The sequence below is a fragment of the Shewanella sp. MF05913 genome, from assembly GCF_059758095.1.
This window is the reverse complement of the sequence record NZ_JCAYNT010000017.1, coordinates 22,820-47,652: the sequence shown is the minus strand read 5'-3', so window position 1 is coordinate 47,652 and position 24,833 is coordinate 22,820. Positions and strand designations below refer to the sequence as shown.

The following is a 24,833-nucleotide window of genomic DNA, read 5'->3' as shown; positions in this document are numbered from 1 at the left end:
TTATCATCAAATGATAATCAGCTAGTTTTGCAAATGACTTTTACGAGAATGTAATAATGATGCAGTGGGAAGGGATTTTTGAGTTTGTTGCAGTAGCAGAAACCGACAGTTTTACTGCCGCTGGTAAGCGTTTAAGTATTTCGACGGCGCAAGTGAGTCGTCAAGTGAGTCAACTTGAAAATCGCTTAAACACTAAACTGTTTTATCGCACCACGCGCAAGGTGTCGTTAACCGAAGAAGGCACGGTTTATTATCAGCATTGCCGCCAAGTGCTAGACAGTCTTGATGAGGCTGAAAGGGCTATTTCAAGTTTAAAAGATAAACCCCAGGGCTTAATAAGAATGACGGCACCGGTAACTTACGGTGAAAAGTTTGTTATGCCGATTGTTATCGATTTTATGCAGCAGTATCGTGATATTGAAGTGGTGTGCGAGTTAACGAATCGTCAGCTTGATTTAGTAGAAGGTGGTTTTGATTTAGCCATTAGGCTAGGGCGGTTAACTAACTCGTCAATGATGGCCAAGCGCTTAACTAATCGCAGCCAATATGTGTGCGCTGCGCCGAGCTATATTGCCCAATTTGGTACACCTTATACCTTGTCGGAACTGAGCCAACATAATTGTTTAATTGGCAGCCAATCGCATTGGAACTTTATAGACCAAGGTAAATCTAAAGCCGTTAAGGTACATGGTTCGTTGAGTTGCAGCAGTGGATTAAGCTTATTATCTGCCGCAATAAGTGGTTTAGGTATTGTGCAATTGCCCGGTTATTACGTTAATGACGCAATTGAATCTGGGCAGCTTGTGGTGTTACTCGCGCCATATCAGCAACCTAAAGAAGGCATTTGGGCTTTGTATCCACACAACCGCCATTTGTCACCTAAAGTACGATTACTCGTGGATAAATTAGCGCAAGACTTGTAATAAACGCTGGGCTAGGAATTATCAGCGAGCCATTGTTTGGTAGTAGCGGTTTATTTGTGATTTGGGCAGGCTAGATATTTTATTGATAATATCTAGGGTAATAAGTTGTTGCGGCAATTGCTGTTGCAGTACCTCAAGTTGATGCAACCAAAGGTGGCTGGTCATGGTGGCGTCAGCTAAGGCGCGGTGAAATACACCGTCGTTAGGCAATTGATGATAACTCACCAAGGTACCGAGTTGGTGATTAGGTGCATCCTGGCTTATCCGGCGCGATAATAATAATGAGCAAGCAAACTGGCCGTTATAGTGAAGTTTATTATGTTTGAATTCAGCATCTAAGAACTTTTTATCAAAGCTGGCGTTGTGCGCGACTAAATTGAATCCATCAATAAACTTGGCAAATTGTGCCATCACCTCTTTAGATGATGGCGCATGTTTGAGCATGTTATTGCTAATACCTGTGTACTGCTCAATAAAGCTGTTTACCCGTTTACCTGGGTTTATCAGCTCTTGAAAGGTATCCACTATTTGGCCATCAACCAGCTTTACCGCGCCTATTTCAATGGCTCTGTCACCATTGTCGGGTGATAAACCTGTGGTTTCAAAGTCGAGAACGACAACTTGATTAGCCAATGTCATGTGTTTATTCCTACAGAGCTATACACTATTTACCAATACAGAATGAACTAAATATTTTGCCGAGTAAGTCATCTGAAGTGAATTTACCGGTAATTTCAGAGAGTGCCATCTGGCACATGCGTAACTCTTCTGCCAGTAACTCTCCGGCGAGATACACTTCAAGCTGTTCTTTACCCAGTTGTAGGTGGCTTGCGGCTAAATCTAAGGCTTCTAAGTGACGACGGCGGGCAATAAATCCGCCTTCTAGGTTACTTTGATAACCCATTAATGACTTAAGGTGTTGCTTTAACTCTTCAACTCCCAGGCCTGTTTTAGCTGAAATACGGTAAACATCGTATCCTTGCTCTTGCGACATTTCGAGTGTTTCACCGGTTAAATCGGCTTTGTTGCGTACCACCGTTACACCCAGTCTTGAAGGTAAACGATCAATAAAGTCGGGCCAGATATTATGTGGGTCAACGGCATCTGTCGTCGTACCATCAACCATAAACAAGACTCTATCGGCACTCGCTATTTCTGCCCAAGCGCGCTCAATACCGATTTGCTCAACCGTATCTGTGGTGTCACGTAATCCTGCTGTGTCGATAATGTGCAGTGGCATGCCATCAAGGTGAATATGTTCACGTAATACATCACGGGTAGTGCCTGCAATTTCTGTGACAATGGCGGACTCTTTACCGGCTAGTGCATTTAGTAAACTTGATTTACCGGCATTAGGGCGCCCTGCTATGACCACTTTCATGCCTTCGCGAATAATTGAACCTTGCTTAGCACTGGCTTGAACGGTAGTGAGTTTGTCTATAATGCGATACAAGGCATTGGCAATTTTTCCGTCCGATAAAAAGTCGACTTCTTCATCAGGAAAATCTATTGCGGCTTCAACATATAAGCGTAGGTTAGTCACTTGTTCTACTAATTCATGAACTTCTTTAGAAAACTCACCTTGCAATGATTGCAGTGCACTTTTTGCCGCTTGCTCACTGGTAGCATCAATTAAATCGGCAATCGCTTCTGCTTGAGTTAAGTCGAGTTTATCATTCATAAAGGCTTGTTCACTAAACTCACCGGGTTTAGCAATACGAATACCCTCGATTTCCATGACTCGCTTAATCAACATATCGAGTACGATTTGGCCGCCGTGACCTTGTAGCTCTAATACGTCTTCACCGGTAAATGAATTTGGGCCTTTAAAAAACAGCGCAATACCTTGGTCGATAACATGGCCGTCGCTAGTGTTAAAGTCACAATATTCAGCGTAACGGGTTTTAGGCACATGACCAATAATGGCTGTCGCCACATTAGTTGCTAGGTCGCCAGATACACGAATAATACCTACACCACCACGCCCTGGTGCTGTGGCTTGCGCTACAATAGTGTCTGTTGTCACGGGAAATACCTGCTAAATCATTAAAGGAAAAGGCGGCCTATTAAGCCGCCTTTTTATTCATTTAACTACTGAGTGAGTTAACTGTAGAGCTTAGGCTTATTTTAAGCCTTTTTTCTCTAAACCTGCATAAATAATCTTTTGCTGCGTAATCGCAACTAAGTTACCCACTAACCAGTAAAGTACTAGGCCTGCTGGGAACCATAAGAAGAATACAGTAAAGATAACTGGCATCCATTGCATCATCTTAACTTGCATTGGATCCATGGTCGGTGCCATTGGCTGCATTTTCTGCATCAAGAACATCGATACACCCATTAGCAATGGTAATACATAGTATGGATCTTGTACTGATAAGTCAGTAATCCATAGCATGAACGGCGCGTGGCGTAATTCATAGCTTTCAAGTAATACCCAGTACAATGCGATGAAGATTGGCATCTGTAGCAAAATAGGTAAGCAACCGCCCATTGGGTTTACTTTCTCTTTTTTGTACAGTTCCATCATGGCTTGACCCATCTTTTGACGGTCATCACCAAAGCGTTCTTTCATCTCAGCTAATTTTGGCTGTAGGTTACGCATTTTAGCCATTGAGCTGTATTGCGCTTTAGTCAATGGATATAACAAACCACGTACCGTTAGGGTGATTAAAATAATTGCCATACCCCAGTTACCCACAAATGATTGATAGAACATCAATAACCAGTGAATAGGTACTGCTAACCACCACAAGAAACCATAATCAACAACTAAGTTTAAGGTATCAGAGATAGCTGAAAGCGCTTTTTGGTTTTTAGGGCCAACATAAAATTGTGAGCTAATTTCTTGAGTTGCACCTGGAGCAATATCATATACCGCGCCACGGAAACCAATGTTAGCTAAACCGCCAGCACTCACACTTGAGAAAATAGTGTTTGAGTCTGTTGCCGGTGGGATCCAAGCTGATACAAAGTAGTGTTGTAACATTGCCGCCCAGCCACCTAGTGTTACTTTACCTAGGTTTTTGTCTGCCATGTCTTCAAAGTCATACTTTTCGTAGCGAGTATCTTGAGTTGAGAATGCACCACCACGATAAGTAGGCATCATCATGCTGCCTTCAGATTCTTTGATACTCTGTTTTATTTGACCGTACATTTGTACTTGTAATGCAGTATCTGAAGTGTTGCTAATGCTGTAATCAACGCCAACATCATATTGACCACGGGTAAACGTAAAGGTTTTTACGTAAGTGACACCGTTGTCTGCAGTAAAGGTTAAAGGCACAGATAATGTGTCTTGACCGTCTGCTAATGTGTAAGAGGTATTTTGTGCGGCAAATGCGGCACGACCTTTAGCACTGCTATCAATGCCGTCGCGACCGATTAAGCCACTTTGTGCAATATAAGTGTGATCATTGGTTTGCTCAAGAATGACAAAAGGGTCATCTTTATCAATTTCAACTTTATGTGCAACTAACGCGGCATAAACGATGTCACCACCAACTGGGCTGATTTTAATATCAAGCTGGTCAGTGTTAACGGTAATTAAGTTTTTAGTCGCAGGTAAATCAACTGGCATACCAGTCGAGTCTGCTTCAGGAACGTCTGCGCCATTAATTGTCGAGGCGTTTGTTTGGGTAACAGTTTGTTGTGCTACCGGTTGTGGTGCTTTATCTGTTTGCCATTGTGTCCACATTAGATAGCTGACAAACAGCAGACCGATTAGCAATATATTGCGTTGAGATTCCATAGCCTATTTATTACACCTGTCATTTTTAGGGGGGACGGGATCACTACCGCCGGGATGTAAAGGGTGACATTTTAATATGCGTTTGATTGCAAACCAACTACCTTTCACTGTTCCGTGTGTTTTTATTGCTTCAATCGCATAATAAGAACAAGTTGGATTGAACCGACACTTCGGTCCCAGTAAAGGGCTTATAAAAAGTTGATAACCACGGATAACCGTGGTTGCTAGCCATTGTAACGGCGACTGAGTTTTCGCCATAGCTTTTCTATCAATTTGTGTAGTTCTGCATTTTCCATTTCCATCACGCCATTTCTGACTAATACCACGATATCTATGTTGGGGATGTCGTGTTGATGTAAACGAAAACTATCTCTTATCACGCGTTTAATGCGATTACGTTGGTTAGCACGTTTAACAAAACGTTTGGCCACAGTTAATCCTAAACGAGGATGTTGCTCTGAATTTGGAATTGCGAGCAGAGTTATTTCAGCAGAGGATGCTTTGATTGGATTGGAGAATACAGATTTAAATTGCGCGGGAGTTAACAAACGTAACTCCCGCGTAAAGGTATAGCTAGTCACCTAGTTATCTACTTACGCAGATAAACGAGCGCGACCCTTCGCACGACGACGTGCAAGCACCTTACGGCCGCCTACAGTGGCCATACGAGCGCGGAAGCCGTGAGAACGCTTGCGCTTCAGGTTGCTAGGTTGAAAAGTACGTTTACTCATGATGGCAATCCGTCTTTGTTAGTGAATTTACCTTAGCTCCAAAATTAGAGGTAAGGGCAAAAAAGAGGCCGAATTGTAATCACTTTAATTACTATCGTCAATAACGAAAGTGGTTATATGATGAATTTCTGCCAATCTTTCTTTGAAGCTGAAAGTAAAAAAGCACCAGAAGATGTGGATAAGTCTGTGTACAGACACTATATCTTGTGGATCTTTACTCGTTTCAGTAGATCAAAGTTAGTGTATTATAGATCAATGTGGATCGGTTAATAAAGCTGGATTTGCATGATATTTGCAATTAATGGATCGATTTTGATCTTTGATGATCCCAGATATCCACACCGAATGATCCCGCTGGGGATAAATCTGTTTTTAAGGATAGCGATCATTGTGATCTCACTATAGAATACACCTCCTTTGACTAAAGATATTTGGGGATAAATAAGTGGCGGTTTCACTTTGGCAACAATGTATCGGCAGACTGCAAGACGAGTTATCAGCGCAGCAGTTCAGTATGTGGATCCGTCCGTTACAAGCTGAAATGGATGGTGATACTCTGGTTTTGTATGCGCCAAATCGTTTCGTACTGGATTGGGTACGCGATAAATACATTAATATCATTAATCAATTCTTCACCGAGCAAATGGGCAGTGATGCACCTAAGTTGCGTTTTGATATTGGTAGCCGTCCGTCTGCACGTCCTGTTGTCCGCGCTCCAGTAGCCGCTAAGCCTGTTAGCAGCCAAACCAGAGCTCAAGTTGGCACTACGTCATTTAATACCCAAGCAGAACCCATTATTAATGCCAACCACCGCAGTAATATTAACCCTACTTATCAGTTTGATAACTTCGTTGAAGGTAAATCAAACCAATTAGGCAAAGCGGCCGCATTACAAGTTTCTGAAAACCCAGGTGGTGCGTATAACCCACTATTTTTATATGGCGGCACCGGTTTAGGTAAAACACATTTATTACACGCAGTCGGTAACGGGATCATTAAAAATAATCCTAATGCTAAAGTGGTGTACATGCATTCTGAGCGTTTTGTACAGGACATGGTTAAAGCCTTACAAAATAACGCCATCGAAGAATTTAAACGTTATTATCGCAGTGTCGATGCCCTGTTTATTGACGATATTCAATTCTTTGCGAACAAAGATCGTTCTCAAGAAGAGTTTTTCCATACCTTTAACGCATTATTAGAAGGTAACCACCAAATTATTTTAACTTCTGACCGTTATCCAAAAGAGATCGACGGGGTAGAAGATCGCTTAAAGTCTCGCTTTGGTTGGGGGTTAACGGTTGCCATCGAGCCACCTGAATTAGAAACCCGCGTAGCGATTTTAATGCGTAAAGCACAAGAGAGCGGTATTAACCTGCCTGATGAAGTGGCCTTCTTTATTGCTAAGCGTTTACGTTCAAACGTACGCGAGCTTGAAGGTGCGTTAAACCGCGTTATTGCTAACGCCAACTTCACCGGTCGTCCAATCACCATTGATTTTGTACGTGAAGCGTTACGCGATCTCTTGGCACTGCAAGAAAAATTAGTCACTATAGACAATATTCAGAAGACAGTTGCTGAATACTACAAAATTAAAATGGCAGATATGCTGTCTAAACGTCGTTCACGCAGTGTGGCAAGACCACGACAAGTGGCGATGGCGCTATCTAAAGAACTCACTAACCAAAGTTTGCCAGAAATTGGCGATGCATTTGGTGGTCGTGACCATACGACGGTATTGCATGCTTGTCGTAAAATTGCGCAATTGCGCGAAGAGAGTCATGACATTAAAGAAGATTACGCTAACTTGATTAGAACTCTGTCTTCTTAATTCAGGGAATGTAGAACGATGAAATTTTCAATTGATAGGGACGCCCTATTAAAGCCGCTGCAACTAGTGTGTGGCGCGGTAGAACGCAGACATAACCTGCCTATTTTAGCTAATTTATTAGTTGAAGTTAGTGAAGACTCACTTAAGCTAACTGGTACGGATTTAGAGGTTGAATTGGTAGGCCAAGCTGCCATCCATGGTGATATTAGTATTGGCCGAACCACTGTGCCAGCTAAAAAGTTACTCGACATTGTTAAGTCACTACCAGAACAAAGCGAATTAAAAGTAGAGCAACAAGATAACAAATGGTTGTTGCGCTCAGGTCGTAGCCGTTTTTCATTGGCAACACTTCCAGCTGAAGATTATCCTAACGTTGAAGCTTTCCAAGCGGATATTGAATTTAGCTTAAAGCAGGGCGTGTTAAAGTCGATTATTGACTCTACCCAGTTTTCAATGGCTAACCAAGATGTGCGTTATTACCTCAACGGTTTATTGTTTGAAACCGAAGGCAATGTATTACGCGCTATTGCTACCGACGGTCACCGTTTAGCACTAAGTCATCGAACCTTAGAGACCACCTTACCTGAAAAACAAGTGATTGTGCCGCGTAAAGGTGTGGTTGAAATGGCGCGCTTACTTGATAGCGACGACCAAGATATTACTATTGCGATAGGTGATAATGCGATTCGTGCAATTACTCATTCAGCAGTATTCACCAGTAAATTGGTCGATGGTCGTTTTCCTGATTATCGCCGTGTGCTGCCTAAAGGTGGCAACAAAATCGTTATTGCGAGTCGAAATCAGCTAAAACAAGCATTAACCCGCGCTTCTATTTTATCTAACGAGAAGTTTCGTGGTGTGCGTATTCAGCTTGAGCCCGGTTTATTAAAGATAACAGCGAATAATCCTGAGCAAGAAGAAGCCGAAGAAATCATTGATGTAGATTATGATTCTGACAAACTAGAAATAGGCTTCAATGTCAGTTATCTGCTTGATGTGCTCAATAACTTAGCCAGTGATGATGTGCGTATAACACTCATTGACGGAAATTCGAGTGCATTAATTGAGAACCACAAAGAAGAAGATTCTATGTACGTGGTGATGCCAATGCGTCTGTAATACGTTATTGTTTACTGACTATATGAAAGGTGCTGCAAAGCACCTTCTTTGTCTCTACTGTTTTATTGAGTTATCACAATAGGTGTTCATGAGTTTATCGCGCATTACCATTGGCTCGTTTCGTAATATTACCGCAGCAACGCTTAACCCAAGTGATGGGTTAAACTTGATTTACGGTCAAAACGGCAGCGGTAAAACCAGTATTTTAGAGGCGATATACTTTTTAGGCATGGGACGCTCGTTCCGCAGCCATCTATCACAGCGGGTTATCAATAATGATGACGATAAATTAACCCTGTTCGCCAATTTAGTACAAGACGACAACGACTGTAAAATAGGGCTTAGGCGTCACCGTAGTGGTGATATTGAAGTTAAAATTAACGGCGAAAAAGTCAAACGCTTATCGACATTAGCTGAAACCCTGCCAATTCAAGTTATCACTCCTGAAAGTTTTTCTTTGTTGTTTGAAGGGCCAAAAGCTCGCAGGCAATTTATTGATTGGGGAGCCTTTCATTCTGACCCGCATTTTTACCAAGCCTGGGTGAATGTTCGCAAGGTATTAAAGCAGCGCAATCAGTTGCTTAGAAATCAAGCACCCTATAGCCAAATACAATTTTGGGATAAGGAGCTGGTGCGGTATGCTGAACAAGTCACCGACATACGAAATCGATATGTAGACTCGTTAAATGAGCTACTAAAGGGTATAATAAGAGGGTTTTTACCTCAGGTTGATATTAAGGTTTCTTTTACCCGAGGATGGGACAGTAAAACGGATTTTGCGCAATTACTTGAAAACCAATATTCGCGAGATGTAGCGGCAGGTAACACGGGTAGCGGCCCTCATAAAGCAGACTTACGTTTGCGGGTGGGGAACTTACCAGTGCAGGATGCGCTATCCCGTGGACAATTAAAATTATTAGTCTGTGCACTGCGTATTGCACAGGGAAAGTTGCTCAAACAACAACTAGATAAAAACAGTATTTATTTAGTCGACGATTTACCGTCAGAGTTGGATGCACAGCATAGGCAGCTATTGCTACAGCAGTTAACCGAAACCGGTGCGCAAATTTTTGTCACCGCAATTGATCCGCTAGCAATAGTCGATTCGTTATCTAGCCCTCCCAACAGGATGTTTCATGTGGAGCATGGGCAAGTAACGGTTATTGAATAACAACGAGAGAGAAATATGTCAGAGAATAGTTACGATTCTTCGAGTATCAAGGTATTAAAAGGCCTTGATGCAGTCCGTAAGAGACCTGGTATGTACATTGGTGATACTGATGACGGCACAGGTCTTCATCACATGGTATTCGAAGTGGTCGATAACTCTATCGATGAAGCTTTAGCCGGCCATTGTAGCGATATCACCATTACTATTCACTCAGACGGTTCTGTCTCTGTAAAAGATGACGGTCGTGGTATTCCTGTTTCTATCCATGAGGAAGAGGGAGTATCTGCAGCCGAAGTTATTATGACGGTATTGCATGCCGGCGGTAAGTTTGATGATAACTCTTACAAAGTGTCTGGTGGTCTTCACGGTGTGGGGGTGTCAGTTGTTAACGCATTATCGCAAAAATTACAGTTAACTATTCGTCGTGCCGGTAAAGTCTATGAGCAGTTTTATACTCATGGTGTGCCAGATGCGCCGATTAAAGAAATTGGTGATGCAGTTAAAACCGGTACTGAACTTCGTTTTTGGCCAAGTAGTGACACATTTACCGATGTTGAATTCCATTTCGAAATTTTAGCAAAACGTGTTCGTGAATTATCTTTCTTAAACTCAGGTGTGGGTATCCGCCTAGTTGATGAACGTGATAACAAAGACGAATTCTTTAAATATGAAGGTGGCATTAGTGCCTTTGTAAATTACTTAAACCGCAATAAAACACCTATTAACAAAGACGTATTCCACTTTTCACAAGAGCGTGAAGATGGCATTACTGTCGAAGTTGCTATGCAGTGGAACGACGGTTACCAAGAAAGCATTTTCTGTTTTACTAACAACATCCCACAGCGCGATGGTGGTACTCACTTAGCCGGCTTCCGTGGTGCGTTAACACGTAACTTAAATAACTACATGGAACGTGAAGGGTTTAACAAAAAAGGTAAAACCAGTGCTACCGGTGATGATGCTCGTGAAGGCTTAACCGCAGTTATCTCTGTTAAAGTGCCAGATCCTAAGTTTAGTTCGCAAACTAAAGATAAACTGGTTTCGAGCGAAGTGAAAAGTGCTGTAGAACAAACAATGGGTGAGCAGTTAAATGACTACCTATTAGAAAACCCAGCAGATGCTAAGCTGATTGTAGGCAAAATTGTTGATGCTGCCCGTGCTCGTGAAGCTGCACGTAAAGCGCGTGAAATGACCCGTCGTAAAGGCGCATTAGATTTAGGTGGTTTGCCAGGTAAGCTAGCCGATTGCCAAGAGAAAGACCCTGGTCTTTCTGAAATATACATAGTGGAAGGTGACTCTGCTGGCGGATCAGCCAAGCAGGGGCGTAACCGTAAAAACCAAGCGATTCTTCCGCTTAAAGGTAAAATCTTAAACGTAGAAAAAGCACGTTTTGACAAGATGTTATCTTCACAAGAAGTGGCAACGCTAATTACTGCATTAGGCTGTGGTATTGGCCGTGACGAATACAACCCAGATAAAACCCGTTATCACAACATTGTTATCATGACCGATGCTGACGTCGACGGCTCGCACATTCGTACATTGCTGTTGACCTTCTTCTTCCGTCAAATGCCTGAGCTTATCGAGCGTGGTTATGTGTATATCGCACAGCCACCACTGTATAAGGTTAAAAAGGGCAAACAAGAACAATATTTAAAAGATGAGTTAGCGTTAACGGAATATTTAACTACACAAGCGTTAGACGGAACTCACGTTTACCCAAGCCAAGGTGCATTGGGCATGAGTGGTGAACCGTTAGAGCGTTTGGTTAGCCAGTATCGTGAAGTTGAGAAAATCATTAAGCGTTTAGAAAAACGTTTCCCGATGAACCTAACCGATCGCATGTTGTATCATCCAGAAGTCACGTTAGAGATGCTCAGTGACGAAGCGAAAATGACAACCTGGTGCAAAACCTTTATCGATGATTTAGTTGAGCGTGAAAGCAGCGGTATTATTTTCTCTGCTAATGTCATGCTGGATCCTGAACGTAAAGTCTATATTCCAAGTGTGACAATCCGTAAGCATGGTATTGATACCAATTTCTTATTTGGTTACGACTTCTTTACATCTACAGATTATCAGCGTATTGCCAAGCTTGGCGCTGCACTAGACGGTATGATTGAAGAAGGTGGTTATGTACAACGTGGTGAACGTGTCAAAGAAGTTGAAAGCTTCCTAGATGCGTTAGATTGGACCATGAGCGAAGCAAAACGTGGGTTATATATTCAACGTTATAAAGGATTGGGTGAAATGAACCCTGAGCAGTTGTGGGAAACTACAATGGATCCTGAGTCTCGTCGAATGTTACGCGTTACCATTGATGATGCTGTTGCTGCTGACCAGTTATTTACGTGTTTAATGGGCGACCAAGTTGAGCCTCGTCGTGAGTTTATTGAAACTAACGCATTAAACGTGGCTAACTTAGACGTGTAGCACGTCTTATTAAAATAAATGGGTGCCTTATGGCGCCCATTTTTGTTTTTATTGCTATGATTAATTAAATCAACTGTGGTAAATATAATCTTCATCAACTCATTTTTATAAGGCTCTTTATTGTGGTAACTAGTTTTTTTAAGAAGCTGTTTAATATCCGTGACCGCAATGAACAAGTAAAATTTACTGGCCGCACAGCGGTCGAGAAACGCCAGCAATCTCCAAAGTCAGCCGTAAAGCCGACTATTGAAGTGAGCCCTAAACTCGCGGTAGAGTCGCAATTAGATTTATCTGCGTTGTTTTACAGCTTTTTGTTTGCCAGTGCCCAAACGAGCACAACGGGTATCGCTAATAATTTAGAACGCAATGTGATGCAAAAAATTGAGCAGGCATTAAGTTCACCACAAGCCATTGCAGATAATGTGTTGAAGCTACCGAGTAAAATACTCGAATTAGACAGAAAACTGGCCGATGATAATATTGATATCCAAGAGTTAATTCAGTTAATTGAGCAAGACCCACTGTTGTGTATTGAAGTGCTTAAACTGTGTAATTCACCAGTGTTTAAACGAGCAGAACATGACGTCACCAGTATTCAACAAGCGCTAGTTCAAGTGGGTAGACAACAACTGAGACAGTTTATTACCAGTTGTTTAGCGCGTGAAATGATTGATATTAAGCCAATATATTTCAGACGTTTTGGTGCGGAAATTTGGCGCCATTCAATGCAGGTGGCGTTTTTAGCCAGTGAATTAGCGATCCCAGAACAACGCGAACGCGCCTTTTTAGTTGCGTTACTCCATGATGTGGGAAAAATTGCGATTTTTAAAATGTTGGTCGATGCATTTTACCAGGCTGAACCCGGTGAACAGCCTAGTTCAATGCTGTTTAAACAGGTAATGACCAGCAAATCGTTAACACTCAGTGCATTGTTAGCGCGTTATTGGCAGTTACCACAACACTTTGAAGCTCCGTTAACGTTGTTGGCGAATACTAATATTAAACCCGATGATGAAATGACGTTACTCATCTGGAAAGCAAATATCATTAGTGAGTGTTCTATGCTGCAGCAAGTCGATAAATTACCGCAATCAGCATTGGCGGTATTATTAGCGCAAGTGGAAATGAGCGAACAAGAATTTGCGGCGCTACATCAAAAACTGATTGAGTTTTAAATCTGATTTTAAATTTGTGTTTTGAGCATTGAAAGTTATCAATGTGGTGAGGGTTACGTTTTACTCTTAATATTAAAAATGAATAAAAAAAAGCGCCTTTCGGCGCTTTTTTATTGCTGCAATATCACATTATTGTAAAAGTGAAATATCCGCTACATGTAAGAACTGCTCACGAAGATTGGTTAACAACGCTAAACGGTTATTTTTTAATGCTTCATCGTCAGCCATAACCATCACATCTTCAAAGAACTGATCCACGCTTTCACGTAAATCGGCTAGTAATGTTAATGCTTGCTGGTAATCAGCATTGGCAAACAGTGGTGCTAACTGCGGTTGTAATTGTGCGAGTTTATCGGCTAATGCTTTTTCAGCGGTTTCTGCTAATAGCGCTTGGTTGATGTTTGCAGGCAGTTCACCTTCAACTTTGGCCAAGATATTAGAAACTCGTTTATTGGCAGCAGCAAGCGCCGTTGAGGCCTCTAAACCACGGAAGTGTGATACGGCTTTAACGCGACTGTCAAAATCGGCAGGACGCGTAGGGCGACGAGCTAATACTGCTAAAATCACATCAACTTGAATGCCTTTATCTTGGTACCAACTACGGAAGCGTGCCATTAAAAATTCAAGTACGTCTTCAGCTGTATTGGCATTGCTGACGTTATCAGCATGTAACGCTTGGGCTTTAGCAATCAGGTCTACTAAGTCTAGCGGCAAATTGTTTTCAACAATAATGCGTAAAATACCGATAGCAGCACGGCGAAGTGCAAATGGATCTGCAGCCCCTTTAGGTGCCTGGCCAATGCCAAAAATACCCACTAAGGTGTCTAGCTTTTCAGCTAACGCAACAGCACAAGACACGCTTGCTGTTGGTACCGTATCACCTGAGAATTTAGGTTTGTATTGTTCTTCAAGTGCAATAGCAACCGCTTCAGTTTCACCATCAAGGCGAGCATAATGCATCCCCATGGTGCCTTGGGTGTCAGTAAACTCCATCACCATGTTGGTCATTAAGTCTGTTTTAGACAATAGGCCGGCGCGGCTTGCATCAGCACTGTTTGTGCTAACACCTTGGGCGTCAAGCTTGGTAGCAATAAACCCTGCTAGTGTTGAAATTCGCTCAACACGTGCTTTAAGAGTACCAAGTTGCTTTTGAAACACGACGGTTTCAAGGCTGGCTAAACGTGACTCTAGCGTGTGCTTTTTATCAGTGTTAAAGAAGAATTCAGCATCGGCTAGGCGAGGGCGAACCACTTTCTCATTACCTGAAATAATTTGTTGTGGATCTTTAGATTCGATATTGGTAACGAAAATAAAGTTAGGTAATAAGTTGCCGGTTTTATCAAATACAGGGAAGTATTTCTGATCGCCTTTCATTGTATACACAAGGGCTTCAGACGGCACCGCTAAGAACTTTTCTTCAAAACTAGCCGTTAACACTATTGGCCATTCAACCAATGATGCTACTTCTTCAAGTAAGTCTTCTTGTATATCGGCTACACCACCAATTTTGGCCGCTGCTGCTTCAGAGTCTGCTTTGATTAAGGTTTTACGTAGCTGATAATCAGCCAGCACTTTACCTTGCTCTTTTAGCGCAGTTAAATAGTTGTCTGCATGGTCTAGCTCAAATGTTGCTTTACCCATAAAACGGTGGCCGCGAATAACTCGGTCTGATTTAATACCCAATAATTCACCCGCAACTAATTCGCTGCCTAATAACATGGTCACAGTGTGAACAGGGCGAATAAATTGCGTTTTATTGCTGCCCCAACGCATTGGCTTTGGGATCGGTAATTTATCAAGCGCACGTTGTGCCATATCTGCAATTAGGCTTTTAGTCTCAACACCCACCACTTTAGCTTGATGAACTAACCATTCACCTTTGTCGGTGACTAAGCGTTCAGCCTGGTCAACAGTAATACCGTTACCACGTGCCCAACCTTGAGCTGCTTTGGTTGGATTACCATCAGCATCAAATGCTGAGCTGACTGCTGGGCCGCGTTTTTCAACGACTTTATCTGCTTGAGCAAGGGCAAGGCCTACAACGTTGATGGCCAAACGACGAGGCGCTGCATACCAAAGCGCAGAGTCAAAGGGGATATCTGCTTTGGTGAGTTCATCGGTAAAGTTCGCTAAAAAAGATTCTGCTAGAGTGCGTAATGACTTTGGCGGTAACTCTTCTGTTCCCACTTCAATAAGTAAGTTTTCAAATTTCATTGGTGACCTCTACTTACACATTGGGAAGCCAAGCGCTTCGCGTGCTTGATAATAAGATTCTGCAACACCTTTAGCCATGGTGCGAACGCGTAAGATGTAACGCTGGCGTTCAGTTACTGAAATGGCATGGCGAGCATCAAGTAAGTTAAAAGCGTGAGAGGCTTTCATTACTTGCTCGTAAGCAGGCAGTGGTAGAGGTTTTTCTAGCGATAATAAGTGCATGCACATTTTTTCGCATTGATCGAATAGGGTAAACATAAAGTCGACATCGGCATGTTCGAAGTTATATGTTGATTGTTCAACTTCGTTTTGATGAAAAATGTCACCGTAGGTTACACGACCACGTGGTCCGTCGGTCCAAACAAGATCGTACACACTGTCGACTTCTTGAATGTACATGGCTAAACGCTCAAGGCCATAAGTGATCTCACCCGTTACTGGGCTACATTCAATACCGCCCACTTGCTGGAAATACGTAAACTGAGTCACTTCCATGCCGTTAAGCCACACTTCCCAACCTAAACCCCAAGCACCCAGTGTAGGTGATTCCCAGTTGTCTTCAACAAAACGAATATCATGCACTTGAGTATCAATACCTAGGGCTTCTAGTGAGCCGAGGTAAAGCTCTTGAATATTGTCTGGTGATGGCTTTAATACCACTTGGAATTGGTAATAATGTTGCAAGCGGTTTGGGTTTTCACCATAGCGTCCATCAGTAGGACGGCGAGACGGCTGCACATATGCGCTACTCATTGGCTCTGGGCCTAATGAGCGTAAGAACGTCTGCGGGTGGAAAGTACCAGCACCAACTTCCATATCGAGTGGTTGGACAATTGCGCAACCTTGCTGCGCCCAATATTCCTGCAGGGTTAGGATGAACCCTTGAAATGTCTTTACGTCGTGTTTCGTCGTCATGTCTACTACTGTCAGGCTATTAATAGAAAATGTTAATGATTATACCTTGTAGAGCAAGGCAGATGTAGGTTATTTTTTAACGTATTCATAAATACGTTAATGGAACCATACCATGCAAGTTAACCGATGTGGCTGGGTAAGTGAAGACCCTTTATATCAACATTATCACGATACGGTTTGGGGCCGACCTGAATATGATGCTAATCACCTTTTTGAAAAACTGTGTTTAGATGGTCAGCAAGCTGGTTTGTCTTGGATTACCATTTTAAAAAAGCAACAAAACTACCAGCAACTCTTTGCTGGTTTTGAGCCAAGTCTGATTGTTGAGTTTGACCAAGAAAAAGTTGAGGCACTAATGCTAGAGCCCGGTATTGTGCGTAATCGATTAAAAATAAATTCGATCATTAAAAACGCCAAAGCGTATATTGCCTTTGTAGAGCAGGGTAATGATTTTTCATCTTTTTTATGGAGCTTTGTTGGTGGTGTACCTAGGGTTAACCAGTTTGAGTCATTAAGCCAAGTTCCAGCCCAAACCTCAGAATCTGAAGCGATGTCTAAAGCACTGAAAAAACTTGGCTTTAACTTTGTTGGTCCGACTATTTGTTATGCGTTTATGCAGGCCGTTGGAATGGTGAACGACCATACGACAGATTGTCATTGTTACGGTCAGTTTTAAATCTTTTCGATACTGATTCCGATAATAAAAAAGGGTGTTCCACGTGGAACACCCTGTTTACTTGATTCACTTTATTAGAGTGAGATAGTTAGATTTTTTCAAAGAAAAACGCTTTACGCTTTTGCTTATCACCATTTAATTCGTTCATTGTTTCTGAGTTGAACAACTTACCGTTTACCATGGTGTAGGTAACTTTATCTGTGCTACGGATATCCGTTAATGGGTCGCCATCAATGACAATTAAGTCGGCTAATTTACCTGGCTTAATTGATCCTAACTGATGATCCATGCCAAAGGTAGTAGCAGGGTTAATCGTCGCCGTTTTGAGTACATCCATATTACTCATACCGCCTTGCGCGAACATCCACATCTCCCAATGAGCCGCTAAACCTTCGCGCTGACCATGGGCGCCAATATTAACTTTAACACCTAAATCATTCAGTTCATTGGCCACTCTGGCAACATTGAAGTGGTTATAGTGCTCGTCTGGCGCGGTGGTTCTGCGCATTGATCGAGCGTCTAAAATTTCATGCGGGACATACATACTTAAGCGTGGGTGAGCCCAGACATCCGTTTTGTCGTACCAGTAATGTTCACCTGATATGCCACCATATGAAACGACAAGTGTTGGTGTGTAGTTAACTTTTGTTTGGCTCCAGAACTGTTTAATGTCACTGTAAATAGAGGCCACAGGTAATGAGTGTTCTAAAGTTGTGTGTCCGTCAGCGGCCATTGATAAGTTATGTTGTAATAAACTGCCGCCCTCCGGAACCACCATCATTTCAAGTTCACGCGCCGCGGCAATAATTTGCTGACGCTGATCTCGACGAGGTTGGTTATAGCTTTTGACACTGAATGCACCCACTTTTTTAAGACGCTCCAGGTGAAACTTTGCGTCATCTAATGAATCTACGTGCGAGGTATAACCAGGTAGGTTTGCACCGTATAAAATGGTACCCGTAGAAAATATACGTGGGCCAACAATTTTACCTGCTTTTTGTTGCTCAGATGCAGCAAAAATTTCGGTGGTATCATTTGATGGGTCGTGAATAGAGGTCACCCCAAGTGACAAGCCTGAATATAATGCCCAGTTTTGTTGCGGGATAATTTCATCATCTGCTTGTCCACCATGTGCATGGGCATCAAATAACCCCGGCATAATAGTTTTACCGCTGATGTCGATAACTTCTGCGCCCTCTGGGATCGCTAATGTCGCATCGCCAACCTGGCTAATTTTATTGTCTTTTACAATGACAACACCATTATCGATGACTTGATCATTCTCCATGGTAATCACTTTGCCACCGACAAATACAACTGTTCCACGTGGAACATCTGCTTTATCTTTGAAGCCAATGGCAGTCACTTTCGGTTCTACTTTTTTGTCTGATTTAGTGTATTGAGTGTCGACATCGGCTTGATAAAGCTCTGGGCCCAATGTCCAATACAGTTGGTTGTTTTTACCATTCCAGCTAATACTTTCACCTGCACGGGCACTTAGTTGGCTAACCGGTAAGTTAGTGGCTTTAGGTCCGATGGCAATGGTTTCACCATGTTTAGCGAACGGGGTAACATATACTCTAAAGCGTTCTGCAAAGGCTAAATGTTCACCATCTGGCGATAAACGAAACTCTGTTGCGTGGTCGCTGGTGTAATGGGTACGTTTTTCAAAGCCATTCATACCGATTGAAGCAAACTCTGGAGTTTTACCAAAATCCATAAAATACACTCTGTCCGAGTCTGCACCAAATTGTGGTTGATGACCGCTCGCTGTCAGCTTGGTATTTTGTTTACCTTTGATATCCACTTTATATAAACCGGGTTCTTGCGACCAGGTGCGTGGTGTCATATAACCGCCACGAGCTTTACGATAAACAATATAGTCGCCGTTTGGTGAGAAGGTCGGCTCAACGTATTTACCCGGTTCACTGGTTAATACTTTTGCTTTGCCGCCACGTGCACTCACCACACTCACCGTGCCTTGTTGTTGATCATTCCAGGTAGTAAATACAACATCTTTGCCGTCGCGCGACCACTGCGGAAATAGCTCGTTAATATCATTGTCTAAACGAGTAAGGCGTTGATGTTTACCGCCATTAATATCGCGTATCCAAATCTTACCTAATGCTTCAAATACGACTTTTTCGCCGTTAGGTGATACTTGAGCCATACGTAGCATTTTGACATCAAATTCATCTTGATCTAGGTTTTGCGTGAAACGAACTGCCGGCTGGATGTCACGTTGATCTTTAATGCTAAATGGAATGTCACTGACTTTTTTACTGTCTACGTCGAGTTTATTAATTTTGCCTTGGGCCCAAAATACTATGTGCTTGTTGTCTTTGGTCCATGACATTGTTGGGTAAACACCATGAATAGCCCAGGTTTCTTGCATATCGCGGTCAAGCTTGTCGTACAGTTTAGTTTCTTCACCTGACTTTAAATCAAGTGAGTAAAGCGTTGATTGGAATCCATCGCGTTTAATATACGCTAATGTTTTGCCATCTGGGCTTGGAGTTGGGCGGATTGCGCCACCGGTACCTTCAATCAATACTTCGATATCGCCAGTTTGAGTGTCATAACGCTTAATTTTATAAATGCCTTTTACTGAGTCTTTAGAGTAGTGAAAGGTTTTTCCTGGCGTGGCGTCCTGGCTAAAATAAATATAGCGACCATCTGGTGAGTAGGCTGGTTCACCTAAATCTTTTTGCTCGTTTGGGCGTTCGGTTAATTTAACGCCTTCACCGCCAGCAACGTGATACATCCATACTTCACCCGCGCCTAAACTGCGAGTACCAGTATAATGTTTACGAGCTACAAGGTATTGTGAGTCAGGGCTCCATGCTGGGCTGTTGAGTAATCGAAACGTTTCTTTGGTGACAGGATGTGGATTTGCGCCGTCTGCATCCATAATCCAGATATTATCTCCGCCATCTTCATCAGTGGTAAAGGCAATGTGTTTTCCATCTGGACTGTAAACAGGTTGCATTTGCCAAGCAATACCTTGAGCAAGAGGCTTAGCTTCACCACCCGAAATCGGCATTTGATAAATATCGCCTAGCAGATCAAATACAATATTTTTGCCGTCTGGTGACACATTGACGTTCATCCAGGTCCCTTCGGTGACATTGATGTCAATTTTTTCTAGTGGGGCATTTTCGGGTGCGTTCACTTGCCATTTAGTTGTGTCATCTTCAGTGGCAAAGCTTGCTGTGCTCATGCCAAGCGAGAGAGCAATAGCGGTATAAAGTGGTGTTAGTTTATGAGTAAACATAGAGTCGATTATCCGTTTCATTTTTATTTTCGTGGAGTTAATCAAGCTAAGTATCCTAGTCAATGAGCATTGTTGCGATGCTCTTTAGGGTAAGCTTTACTGCGTTTGTAGTGTGAATGATACCTTTATCGCATAAATTCTCGATAAGGTGTACAACAAATCTGTTTCAATTAATGACAAACGTTAACATGCATACCTGTGAGTCATTTACAGGTATCAAATGAGTGAAGTGTAATTGGGAAGGCTTAAATGAAAATGAGTTAAGGCTTTTATTGGTTTAAGCAACAGTGACTAGGTCATCGGGTTGTATTAATCCCGCTTGAATGACTCGGCAAGTTACACCGCCACGCCAATCAGGTCTTAATGCCTGTTCTAAACCTGGGTGAGCGATTTCCATTTTTTTACACGGGTCAGTTTCACCGGTGATGAGTAATTGAAGATCGCGGCCAATCGAAATCACTTTACCGACATCTGCTGCATTAAACTGATAGCCACAGATTAATAAGTTAGCTCTGCGAGTGAGCCAATCAAGATCTGCATCAATTTGTTGGCAGGCTTTTTGCCATTGTTGTTGGGACATAACGGTAACTTGGCGTTTTCCTGGGCGGCCAAAAATATCATTTTCAACACCACGTTCTAAAGTCACATTGGCACAAAAGGCGGGTTTCATTATGCCGCGCTTTGCAGTTTTATAGGCGATTGCTTCCAATGTGATGGTCATGTATTACAGTCCTTTTTTGAGTAGATACTGATAGGGTGTTTTACTGGTGTCACTGGCGAGTAGCGTGTGGTCCATAAATTCACAAAAACTTGGAATATCTCTTGTCGTTGCTGGGTCATCAGCGATGACAAGTAAGGTCTCACCGTCAGTCATTTTACGAACTGTTTTACGGATCATCATTACCGGTTCTGGGCAACGAAGGCCAAGGGCATCGAGTTGATGTTGTGCTTGAGCATATATATCAATCATTGAATAAAATCTATTTTTACCAGTCTAGTTACCATCAATTTTACTCTTGTCAGTAATGCTTGCCAAGTTTGAGTTTAGCTAACCTATCCTGATTTTTCGTTTTTTCGTTTTTTCTTTTATTTTTAATTTTCATAGAATATGTTTCACGTGGAACATTCGCCAAAGCAGAAAAATTTAAAAATAAAAAAAACGAGCCAAATAGGCTCGTTTTCAGAAAGATAAATATAACGACAGATTATTTAAACGTTATACGCGTTCAAATACTGTTGCGATACCTTGGCCTAAACCGATACACATAGTGGCAAGACCAAGCGTTGCATCTTTTTCTTCCATTAAGTTTATCAATGTCGTTGAGATACGCGCGCCAGAACAACCTAATGGATGGCCTAATGCAATTGCGCCACCGTTAAGGTTAATCTTTTCATCGACAACATCTTGTAAGCCAAGATCTTTAACACAAGGTAAAGACTGTGCCGCAAATGCTTCGTTTAGTTCGATAAGATCTAAATCGGCAACAGACAAACCAGCACGGGCTAATGCCTTTTTGGTCGCTGGTACTGGGCCATAACCCATAATAGCAGGATCACAACCAGCCACTGCCATTGAACGAATACGTGCACGAATGGTTAAGCCTAAAGCACGTGCTTTAGATTCTTCCATCACTAGCATTGCAGAAGCACCGTCTGATAACGCAGATGATGTACCGGCAGTTACTGTACCGTTTGCAGGGTCAAATGCTGGACGTAAACCGGCTAAAGATTCTAATGATGTTTCTGGACGAATCACTTCATCTGTAATCACTTTAATTAATGCACCGTTTGCATCGTGGCCTTCAATACCCCAAATCTCTTTAGCAAAGCGACCTTCGATGGTTGCTGCATGGGCACGTTGATGAGAGCGTACAGCAAATGCATCTTGTTGCTCACGAGTGATACCGTGCATTTTACCTAACATTTCTGCGGTTAAGCCCATCATGCCAGATGCTTTTGCTACGCGATTTGCAAGACCTGGGTGAAAATCGACACCGTGGTTCATTGGCACATGACCCATGTGCTCAACACCACCAATAATAAAGGTGTCGCCTTGGCCAGTCATAATGGCGCGAGCAGCCTGATGTAATGCGTCCATAGACGAACCACATAAACGGTTTACCGTAACAGCGCCAGCCGTTTTAGGAATACCCGCTAACAACGATGCATTACGGGCAATGTTAAAACCTTGCTCTAATGTTTGCTGCACACAACCCCAAATGACATCTTCGATGTCGTTAGGATCTAATTGTGGATTACGCACCATTAGTGCTTTCATTAATTCTGCAGAAAGAGTTTCTGCACGTACATGTCTAAATACCCCAGCCTTAGAGCGGCCCATTGGGGTACGAATGCAGTCTACGATAACAGCTTGTTTCATGATTTAATTCCTTTCCCACTTATTAGGCTTGGTAGTAACTACCGTTGTTGGCTGCAAGTTCACGCATTGCATCGGTGACTTGATATAAGCCGCCAAGGTGTGCGTATTTATCTGCTAGGGCAACAAAGTTTGCTACGCCCATTGTGTCTAAATAACGGAATACACCGCCACGGAATGGAGGGAAACCAATACCGTAAACTAGGCCCATATCGCCTTCAGCAGGTGATGCAATAATGCCTTCTTCTAAACAACGAACCGTTTCAATGATCATTGGGATCATACAGCGCGCGATGATGTCATCAGACTCAAATGCTTTTAAAGCACCGAACTCAGCACTTAATAATTCGTAGCTTGTTGGATCAATGTCTTTTTTCGGTTTACCGCGACGGTCAACGGAGTAAGCATAGAAACCTTTGGTATTCTTTTGACCAAGACGTTTGTTTTCAAACATAATGTCGATAGCATCTTTGCCATTTTTACCCATACGATCTGGGAAGCCTTCTGCCATCACCGCTTGTGCGTGGTGACCTGTATCTAGACCGACTACGTCTAGTAGGTAAGCAGGACCCATTGGCCAACCGAACTGTTTTTCCATGACTTTATCGACAGCAGCAAAGTCTGCACCTTCAGCAAGTAGACCGCTGAAGCCGGCAAAGTATGGGAACAATACGCGGTTAACGAAGAAGCCTGGACAATCATTAACTACGATTGGGGTTTTACCCATTTTGCTTGCATAGGCTACAACGGTGGCAATGGTTTCTTCAGAGCTGTGCTCACCACGGATAATTTCAACTAACGGCATTTTGTGCACTGGATTAAAGAAGTGCATACCGCAGAAACGTTCAGGTTTCTTAAGGCTTTTTGCCAACAAGTTGATTGAGATTGTTGAAGTGTTAGATGCAATAATCGCATCTTCAGAAACATAACCTTCAACTTCCGCCAATACTGTCGCTTTCACTTTTGGATGTTCAACTACCGCTTCTACAACGATATCGCTATTTTTGATAGCGGCATAATCTAGTGAAGGCGTGATGTTGTTTAATACTTTAGCCATTTTCTCAGGTGTAGAGCGACCACGAGCAACTTGAGTTGTCAGGATTTTAGCCGCTTCGTTCAAGCCTAGCTCTAATGCTGGCTGAGCGATGTCTTTCATGACAATCGGTGTGCCTTTGCTGGCGCTTTGGTAAGCAATACCGCCACCCATAATGCCTGCACCCAATACAGCTGCTTGGTTAACATCTTTAGCCAGTTTGCTGGCTTTCTTAGCTTTGCCTTTAACGAATTGGTCATTTAAGAAAATACCAATCAGTGCTTGAGCTACGTCTGTTTTAGCTAGCTTGATAAACGCTTGTGCTTCTACTTTTAATGCGCCATCACGGTCTAAACCTGCTGCTTGTTCAACAACATTCACAGCAGCCATCGGCGCTGGATAATGCTTGCCTGCAACAGAGAACACCATTCCTTTTGCCGTAGCAAAAGACATCATCGCTTCAAGTTTAGGAAGTATAAGTGGAGACTGTTTTTGAGTACGACGAGCTTGCCAATCAAGGCTACCATTTAAGGCATCATGCAACATTTGTAGCGCAGCCGCTTCTAAATGTTCTGGCGCGACAACGGCATCAATTGCGCCGACTTTTAATGCGTCTTCTGGGCGTTGATCTTTCGCGGTGGTAATCCACTCAAGTGCATTATCAGCACCGATAACACGAGGTAAACGCACAGTGCCGCCAAAACCAGGAATAAGGCCTAATTTGGTTTCTGGTAAACCGATGCGAGCATTGGTATCTGCAACGCGTAAGTCAGTTGCTAAAATAGTTTCGCAACCACCGCCTAATGCAAAACCGTTAACCGCAGACACGGTTGGAAATGGCAAGTCTTCTAACTTGTTAAATACTGCGTTGGCTTGTTCAACCCACGCAAGTAACGTTGCATCATCTTGCTGAAACAACGTTAAAAATTCGGTAATGTCAGCGCCAACAATGAAAGTGCTTTTTGCTGATGTCAGCAGTAACGCTTTAATGTTGGTATTTTGTTTGATGCTGTCTAGTGCGGCATCAAGAGAGGCTAGAGTTTCTCTGTCGAACTTGTTTACCGAACCTTGTGCGTTAAAACAAAGTTTGGCAATATTATCTTCAAGTAACTCAACCTGAATGGTAGGGCTTTGGTAGATCATTGCTTGCTTCCTTATTGCTTAAAAGCGACTTCCACATCTTATTTACTGTGCAGTTATCAAGCTTGAA

Annotated in this window: 20 protein-coding genes; 7 read left to right on the top strand and 13 right to left on the bottom strand. The window is 42.6% G+C overall.

Features of this window, described 5'->3' with window-relative positions:
- Window positions 1–56: 56 nt before the first annotated feature.
- A complete protein-coding gene (locus AC19MV_RS17425; protein WP_432403361.1) occupies window positions 57–923 on the top strand; it encodes a LysR substrate-binding domain-containing protein in 867 nt (288 codons plus the stop codon).
- A gap of 21 nt (window positions 924–944) precedes the next feature.
- Here AC19MV_RS17425 and AC19MV_RS17420 read toward each other — a convergent pair whose 3' ends face one another.
- The 6 genes from AC19MV_RS17420 to rpmH form a co-directional block, all read right to left on the bottom strand.
- Entirely contained in the window at window positions 945–1,562 is a 618-nt protein-coding gene (locus AC19MV_RS17420) for a 3'-5' exonuclease (protein ID WP_498309155.1), read from the bottom strand.
- A gap of 25 nt (window positions 1,563–1,587) precedes the next feature.
- Complete coding sequence (mnmE, locus tag AC19MV_RS17415) at window positions 1,588–2,949, bottom strand: tRNA uridine-5-carboxymethylaminomethyl(34) synthesis GTPase MnmE (RefSeq protein WP_498309153.1); 1,362 nt, start codon at window positions 2,947–2,949, stop codon at window positions 1,588–1,590.
- Between the two features lie 96 nt (window positions 2,950–3,045).
- Window positions 3,046–4,674 (bottom strand): membrane protein insertase YidC, encoded by a 1,629-nt coding sequence (gene yidC / locus AC19MV_RS17410; RefSeq protein ID WP_432403326.1) that lies wholly within the window; start codon window positions 4,672–4,674, stop codon window positions 3,046–3,048.
- Window positions 4,675–4,677: 3 nt separating this feature from the next.
- A complete protein-coding gene (yidD, locus tag AC19MV_RS17405; protein ID WP_160055732.1) occupies window positions 4,678–4,932 on the bottom strand; it encodes a membrane protein insertion efficiency factor YidD in 255 nt (84 codons plus the stop codon).
- Complete coding sequence (gene rnpA / locus AC19MV_RS17400) at window positions 4,899–5,255, bottom strand: ribonuclease P protein component (protein ID WP_160055730.1); 357 nt, start codon at window positions 5,253–5,255, stop codon at window positions 4,899–4,901. Before rnpA ends, yidD begins: the two co-directional genes overlap by 34 nt.
- Before the next feature lie 12 nt (window positions 5,256–5,267).
- Window positions 5,268–5,405 carry a 50S ribosomal protein L34 gene (gene rpmH / locus AC19MV_RS17395; protein ID WP_006083827.1) on the bottom strand — a complete coding sequence of 46 codons (138 nt, stop codon included), beginning with the start codon at window positions 5,403–5,405 and terminating at the stop codon, window positions 5,268–5,270.
- Between the two features lie 445 nt (window positions 5,406–5,850).
- Here rpmH and dnaA point away from each other — a divergent pair, with 445 nt between their 5' ends.
- The 5 genes from dnaA to AC19MV_RS17370 all read left to right on the top strand — a co-directional run bounded on the left by dnaA (window position 5,851) and on the right by AC19MV_RS17370 (window position 13,134).
- A complete protein-coding gene (dnaA, locus tag AC19MV_RS17390; protein ID WP_432403323.1) occupies window positions 5,851–7,236 on the top strand; it encodes a chromosomal replication initiator protein DnaA in 1,386 nt (461 codons plus the stop codon).
- 18 nt (window positions 7,237–7,254) lie between these two features.
- The gene (dnaN, locus tag AC19MV_RS17385) at window positions 7,255–8,355 is read left to right on the top strand and encodes a DNA polymerase III subunit beta (protein ID WP_432403321.1); all 1,101 of its coding nucleotides are present in this window, start codon (window positions 7,255–7,257) and stop codon (window positions 8,353–8,355) included.
- A gap of 88 nt (window positions 8,356–8,443) precedes the next feature.
- The gene (gene recF, locus AC19MV_RS17380; RefSeq protein ID WP_432403319.1) at window positions 8,444–9,526 is read left to right on the top strand and encodes a DNA replication/repair protein RecF; all 1,083 of its coding nucleotides are present in this window, start codon (window positions 8,444–8,446) and stop codon (window positions 9,524–9,526) included.
- A 15-nt stretch (window positions 9,527–9,541) separates the two neighbouring features.
- Entirely contained in the window at window positions 9,542–11,959 is a 2,418-nt protein-coding gene (gene gyrB / locus AC19MV_RS17375) for a DNA topoisomerase (ATP-hydrolyzing) subunit B (protein WP_498309151.1), read from the top strand.
- 122 nt (window positions 11,960–12,081) lie between these two features.
- Entirely contained in the window at window positions 12,082–13,134 is a 1,053-nt protein-coding gene (locus tag AC19MV_RS17370) for an HDOD domain-containing protein (RefSeq protein WP_498309149.1), read from the top strand.
- Between the two features lie 129 nt (window positions 13,135–13,263).
- On the opposite strand, the gene glyS is transcribed toward AC19MV_RS17370, so the two are convergent.
- Both glyS and glyQ read right to left on the bottom strand, forming a co-directional pair.
- Window positions 13,264–15,348, bottom strand: coding sequence for a glycine--tRNA ligase subunit beta (gene glyS / locus AC19MV_RS17365; protein WP_498309148.1), 2,085 nt, complete (start codon window positions 15,346–15,348; stop codon window positions 13,264–13,266).
- Between the two features lie 9 nt (window positions 15,349–15,357).
- A complete protein-coding gene (glyQ, locus tag AC19MV_RS17360; RefSeq protein WP_498309147.1) occupies window positions 15,358–16,263 on the bottom strand; it encodes a glycine--tRNA ligase subunit alpha in 906 nt (301 codons plus the stop codon).
- 112 nt (window positions 16,264–16,375) lie between these two features.
- Between glyQ and AC19MV_RS17355 the strand changes: the two genes are divergently transcribed.
- Window positions 16,376–16,939 carry a DNA-3-methyladenine glycosylase I gene (locus AC19MV_RS17355; RefSeq protein ID WP_498309145.1) on the top strand — a complete coding sequence of 188 codons (564 nt, stop codon included), beginning with the start codon at window positions 16,376–16,378 and terminating at the stop codon, window positions 16,937–16,939.
- Between the two features lie 88 nt (window positions 16,940–17,027).
- On the opposite strand, the gene AC19MV_RS17350 is transcribed toward AC19MV_RS17355, so the two are convergent.
- From AC19MV_RS17350 to fadB, 5 genes are all read right to left on the bottom strand, one after another.
- Complete coding sequence (locus tag AC19MV_RS17350; protein WP_498309144.1) at window positions 17,028–20,213, bottom strand: amidohydrolase family protein; 3,186 nt, start codon at window positions 20,211–20,213, stop codon at window positions 17,028–17,030.
- 277 nt (window positions 20,214–20,490) lie between these two features.
- On the bottom strand, window positions 20,491–20,934 hold the full coding sequence (locus tag AC19MV_RS17345; RefSeq protein WP_498309142.1) for an MOSC domain-containing protein: 444 nt from the start codon (window positions 20,932–20,934) through the stop codon (window positions 20,491–20,493).
- Window positions 20,935–20,937: 3 nt separating this feature from the next.
- Complete coding sequence (gene tusA / locus AC19MV_RS17340; RefSeq protein WP_498309140.1) at window positions 20,938–21,183, bottom strand: sulfurtransferase TusA; 246 nt, start codon at window positions 21,181–21,183, stop codon at window positions 20,938–20,940.
- Between the two features lie 246 nt (window positions 21,184–21,429).
- A complete protein-coding gene (gene fadA, locus AC19MV_RS17335) occupies window positions 21,430–22,593 on the bottom strand; it encodes an acetyl-CoA C-acyltransferase FadA (protein ID WP_498309138.1) in 1,164 nt (387 codons plus the stop codon).
- 22 nt (window positions 22,594–22,615) lie between these two features.
- On the bottom strand, window positions 22,616–24,766 hold the full coding sequence (gene fadB / locus AC19MV_RS17330; RefSeq protein WP_498299297.1) for a fatty acid oxidation complex subunit alpha FadB: 2,151 nt from the start codon (window positions 24,764–24,766) through the stop codon (window positions 22,616–22,618).
- Window positions 24,767–24,833 lie beyond the last annotated feature (67 nt).

Coding starts and splice junctions, on each gene's coding strand:
- tusA (WP_498309140.1), bottom strand. CDS start 21,183: ATGATTGATATATATGCTCAAGCACAACATCAACTCGATGCCCTTGGC.
- glyS (WP_498309148.1), bottom strand. CDS start 15,348: ATGAAATTTGAAAACTTACTTATTGAAGTGGGAACAGAAGAGTTACCG.
- glyQ (WP_498309147.1), bottom strand. CDS start 16,263: ATGACGACGAAACACGACGTAAAGACATTTCAAGGGTTCATCCTAACC.
- AC19MV_RS17350 (WP_498309144.1), bottom strand. CDS start 20,213: ATGTTTACTCATAAACTAACACCACTTTATACCGCTATTGCTCTCTCG.
- AC19MV_RS17355 (WP_498309145.1), top strand. CDS start 16,376: ATGCAAGTTAACCGATGTGGCTGGGTAAGTGAAGACCCTTTATATCAA.
- yidC (WP_432403326.1), bottom strand. CDS start 4,674: ATGGAATCTCAACGCAATATATTGCTAATCGGTCTGCTGTTTGTCAGC.
- recF (WP_432403319.1), top strand. CDS start 8,444: ATGAGTTTATCGCGCATTACCATTGGCTCGTTTCGTAATATTACCGCA.
- rpmH (WP_006083827.1), bottom strand. CDS start 5,405: ATGAGTAAACGTACTTTTCAACCTAGCAACCTGAAGCGCAAGCGTTCT.
- fadB (WP_498299297.1), bottom strand. CDS start 24,766: ATGATCTACCAAAGCCCTACCATTCAGGTTGAGTTACTTGAAGATAAT.
- yidD (WP_160055732.1), bottom strand. CDS start 4,932: ATGGCGAAAACTCAGTCGCCGTTACAATGGCTAGCAACCACGGTTATC.
- AC19MV_RS17425 (WP_432403361.1), top strand. CDS start 57: ATGATGCAGTGGGAAGGGATTTTTGAGTTTGTTGCAGTAGCAGAAACC.
- gyrB (WP_498309151.1), top strand. CDS start 9,542: ATGTCAGAGAATAGTTACGATTCTTCGAGTATCAAGGTATTAAAAGGC.
- dnaN (WP_432403321.1), top strand. CDS start 7,255: ATGAAATTTTCAATTGATAGGGACGCCCTATTAAAGCCGCTGCAACTA.
- fadA (WP_498309138.1), bottom strand. CDS start 22,593: ATGAAACAAGCTGTTATCGTAGACTGCATTCGTACCCCAATGGGCCGC.
- AC19MV_RS17345 (WP_498309142.1), bottom strand. CDS start 20,934: ATGACCATCACATTGGAAGCAATCGCCTATAAAACTGCAAAGCGCGGC.
- AC19MV_RS17420 (WP_498309155.1), bottom strand. CDS start 1,562: ATGACATTGGCTAATCAAGTTGTCGTTCTCGACTTTGAAACCACAGGT.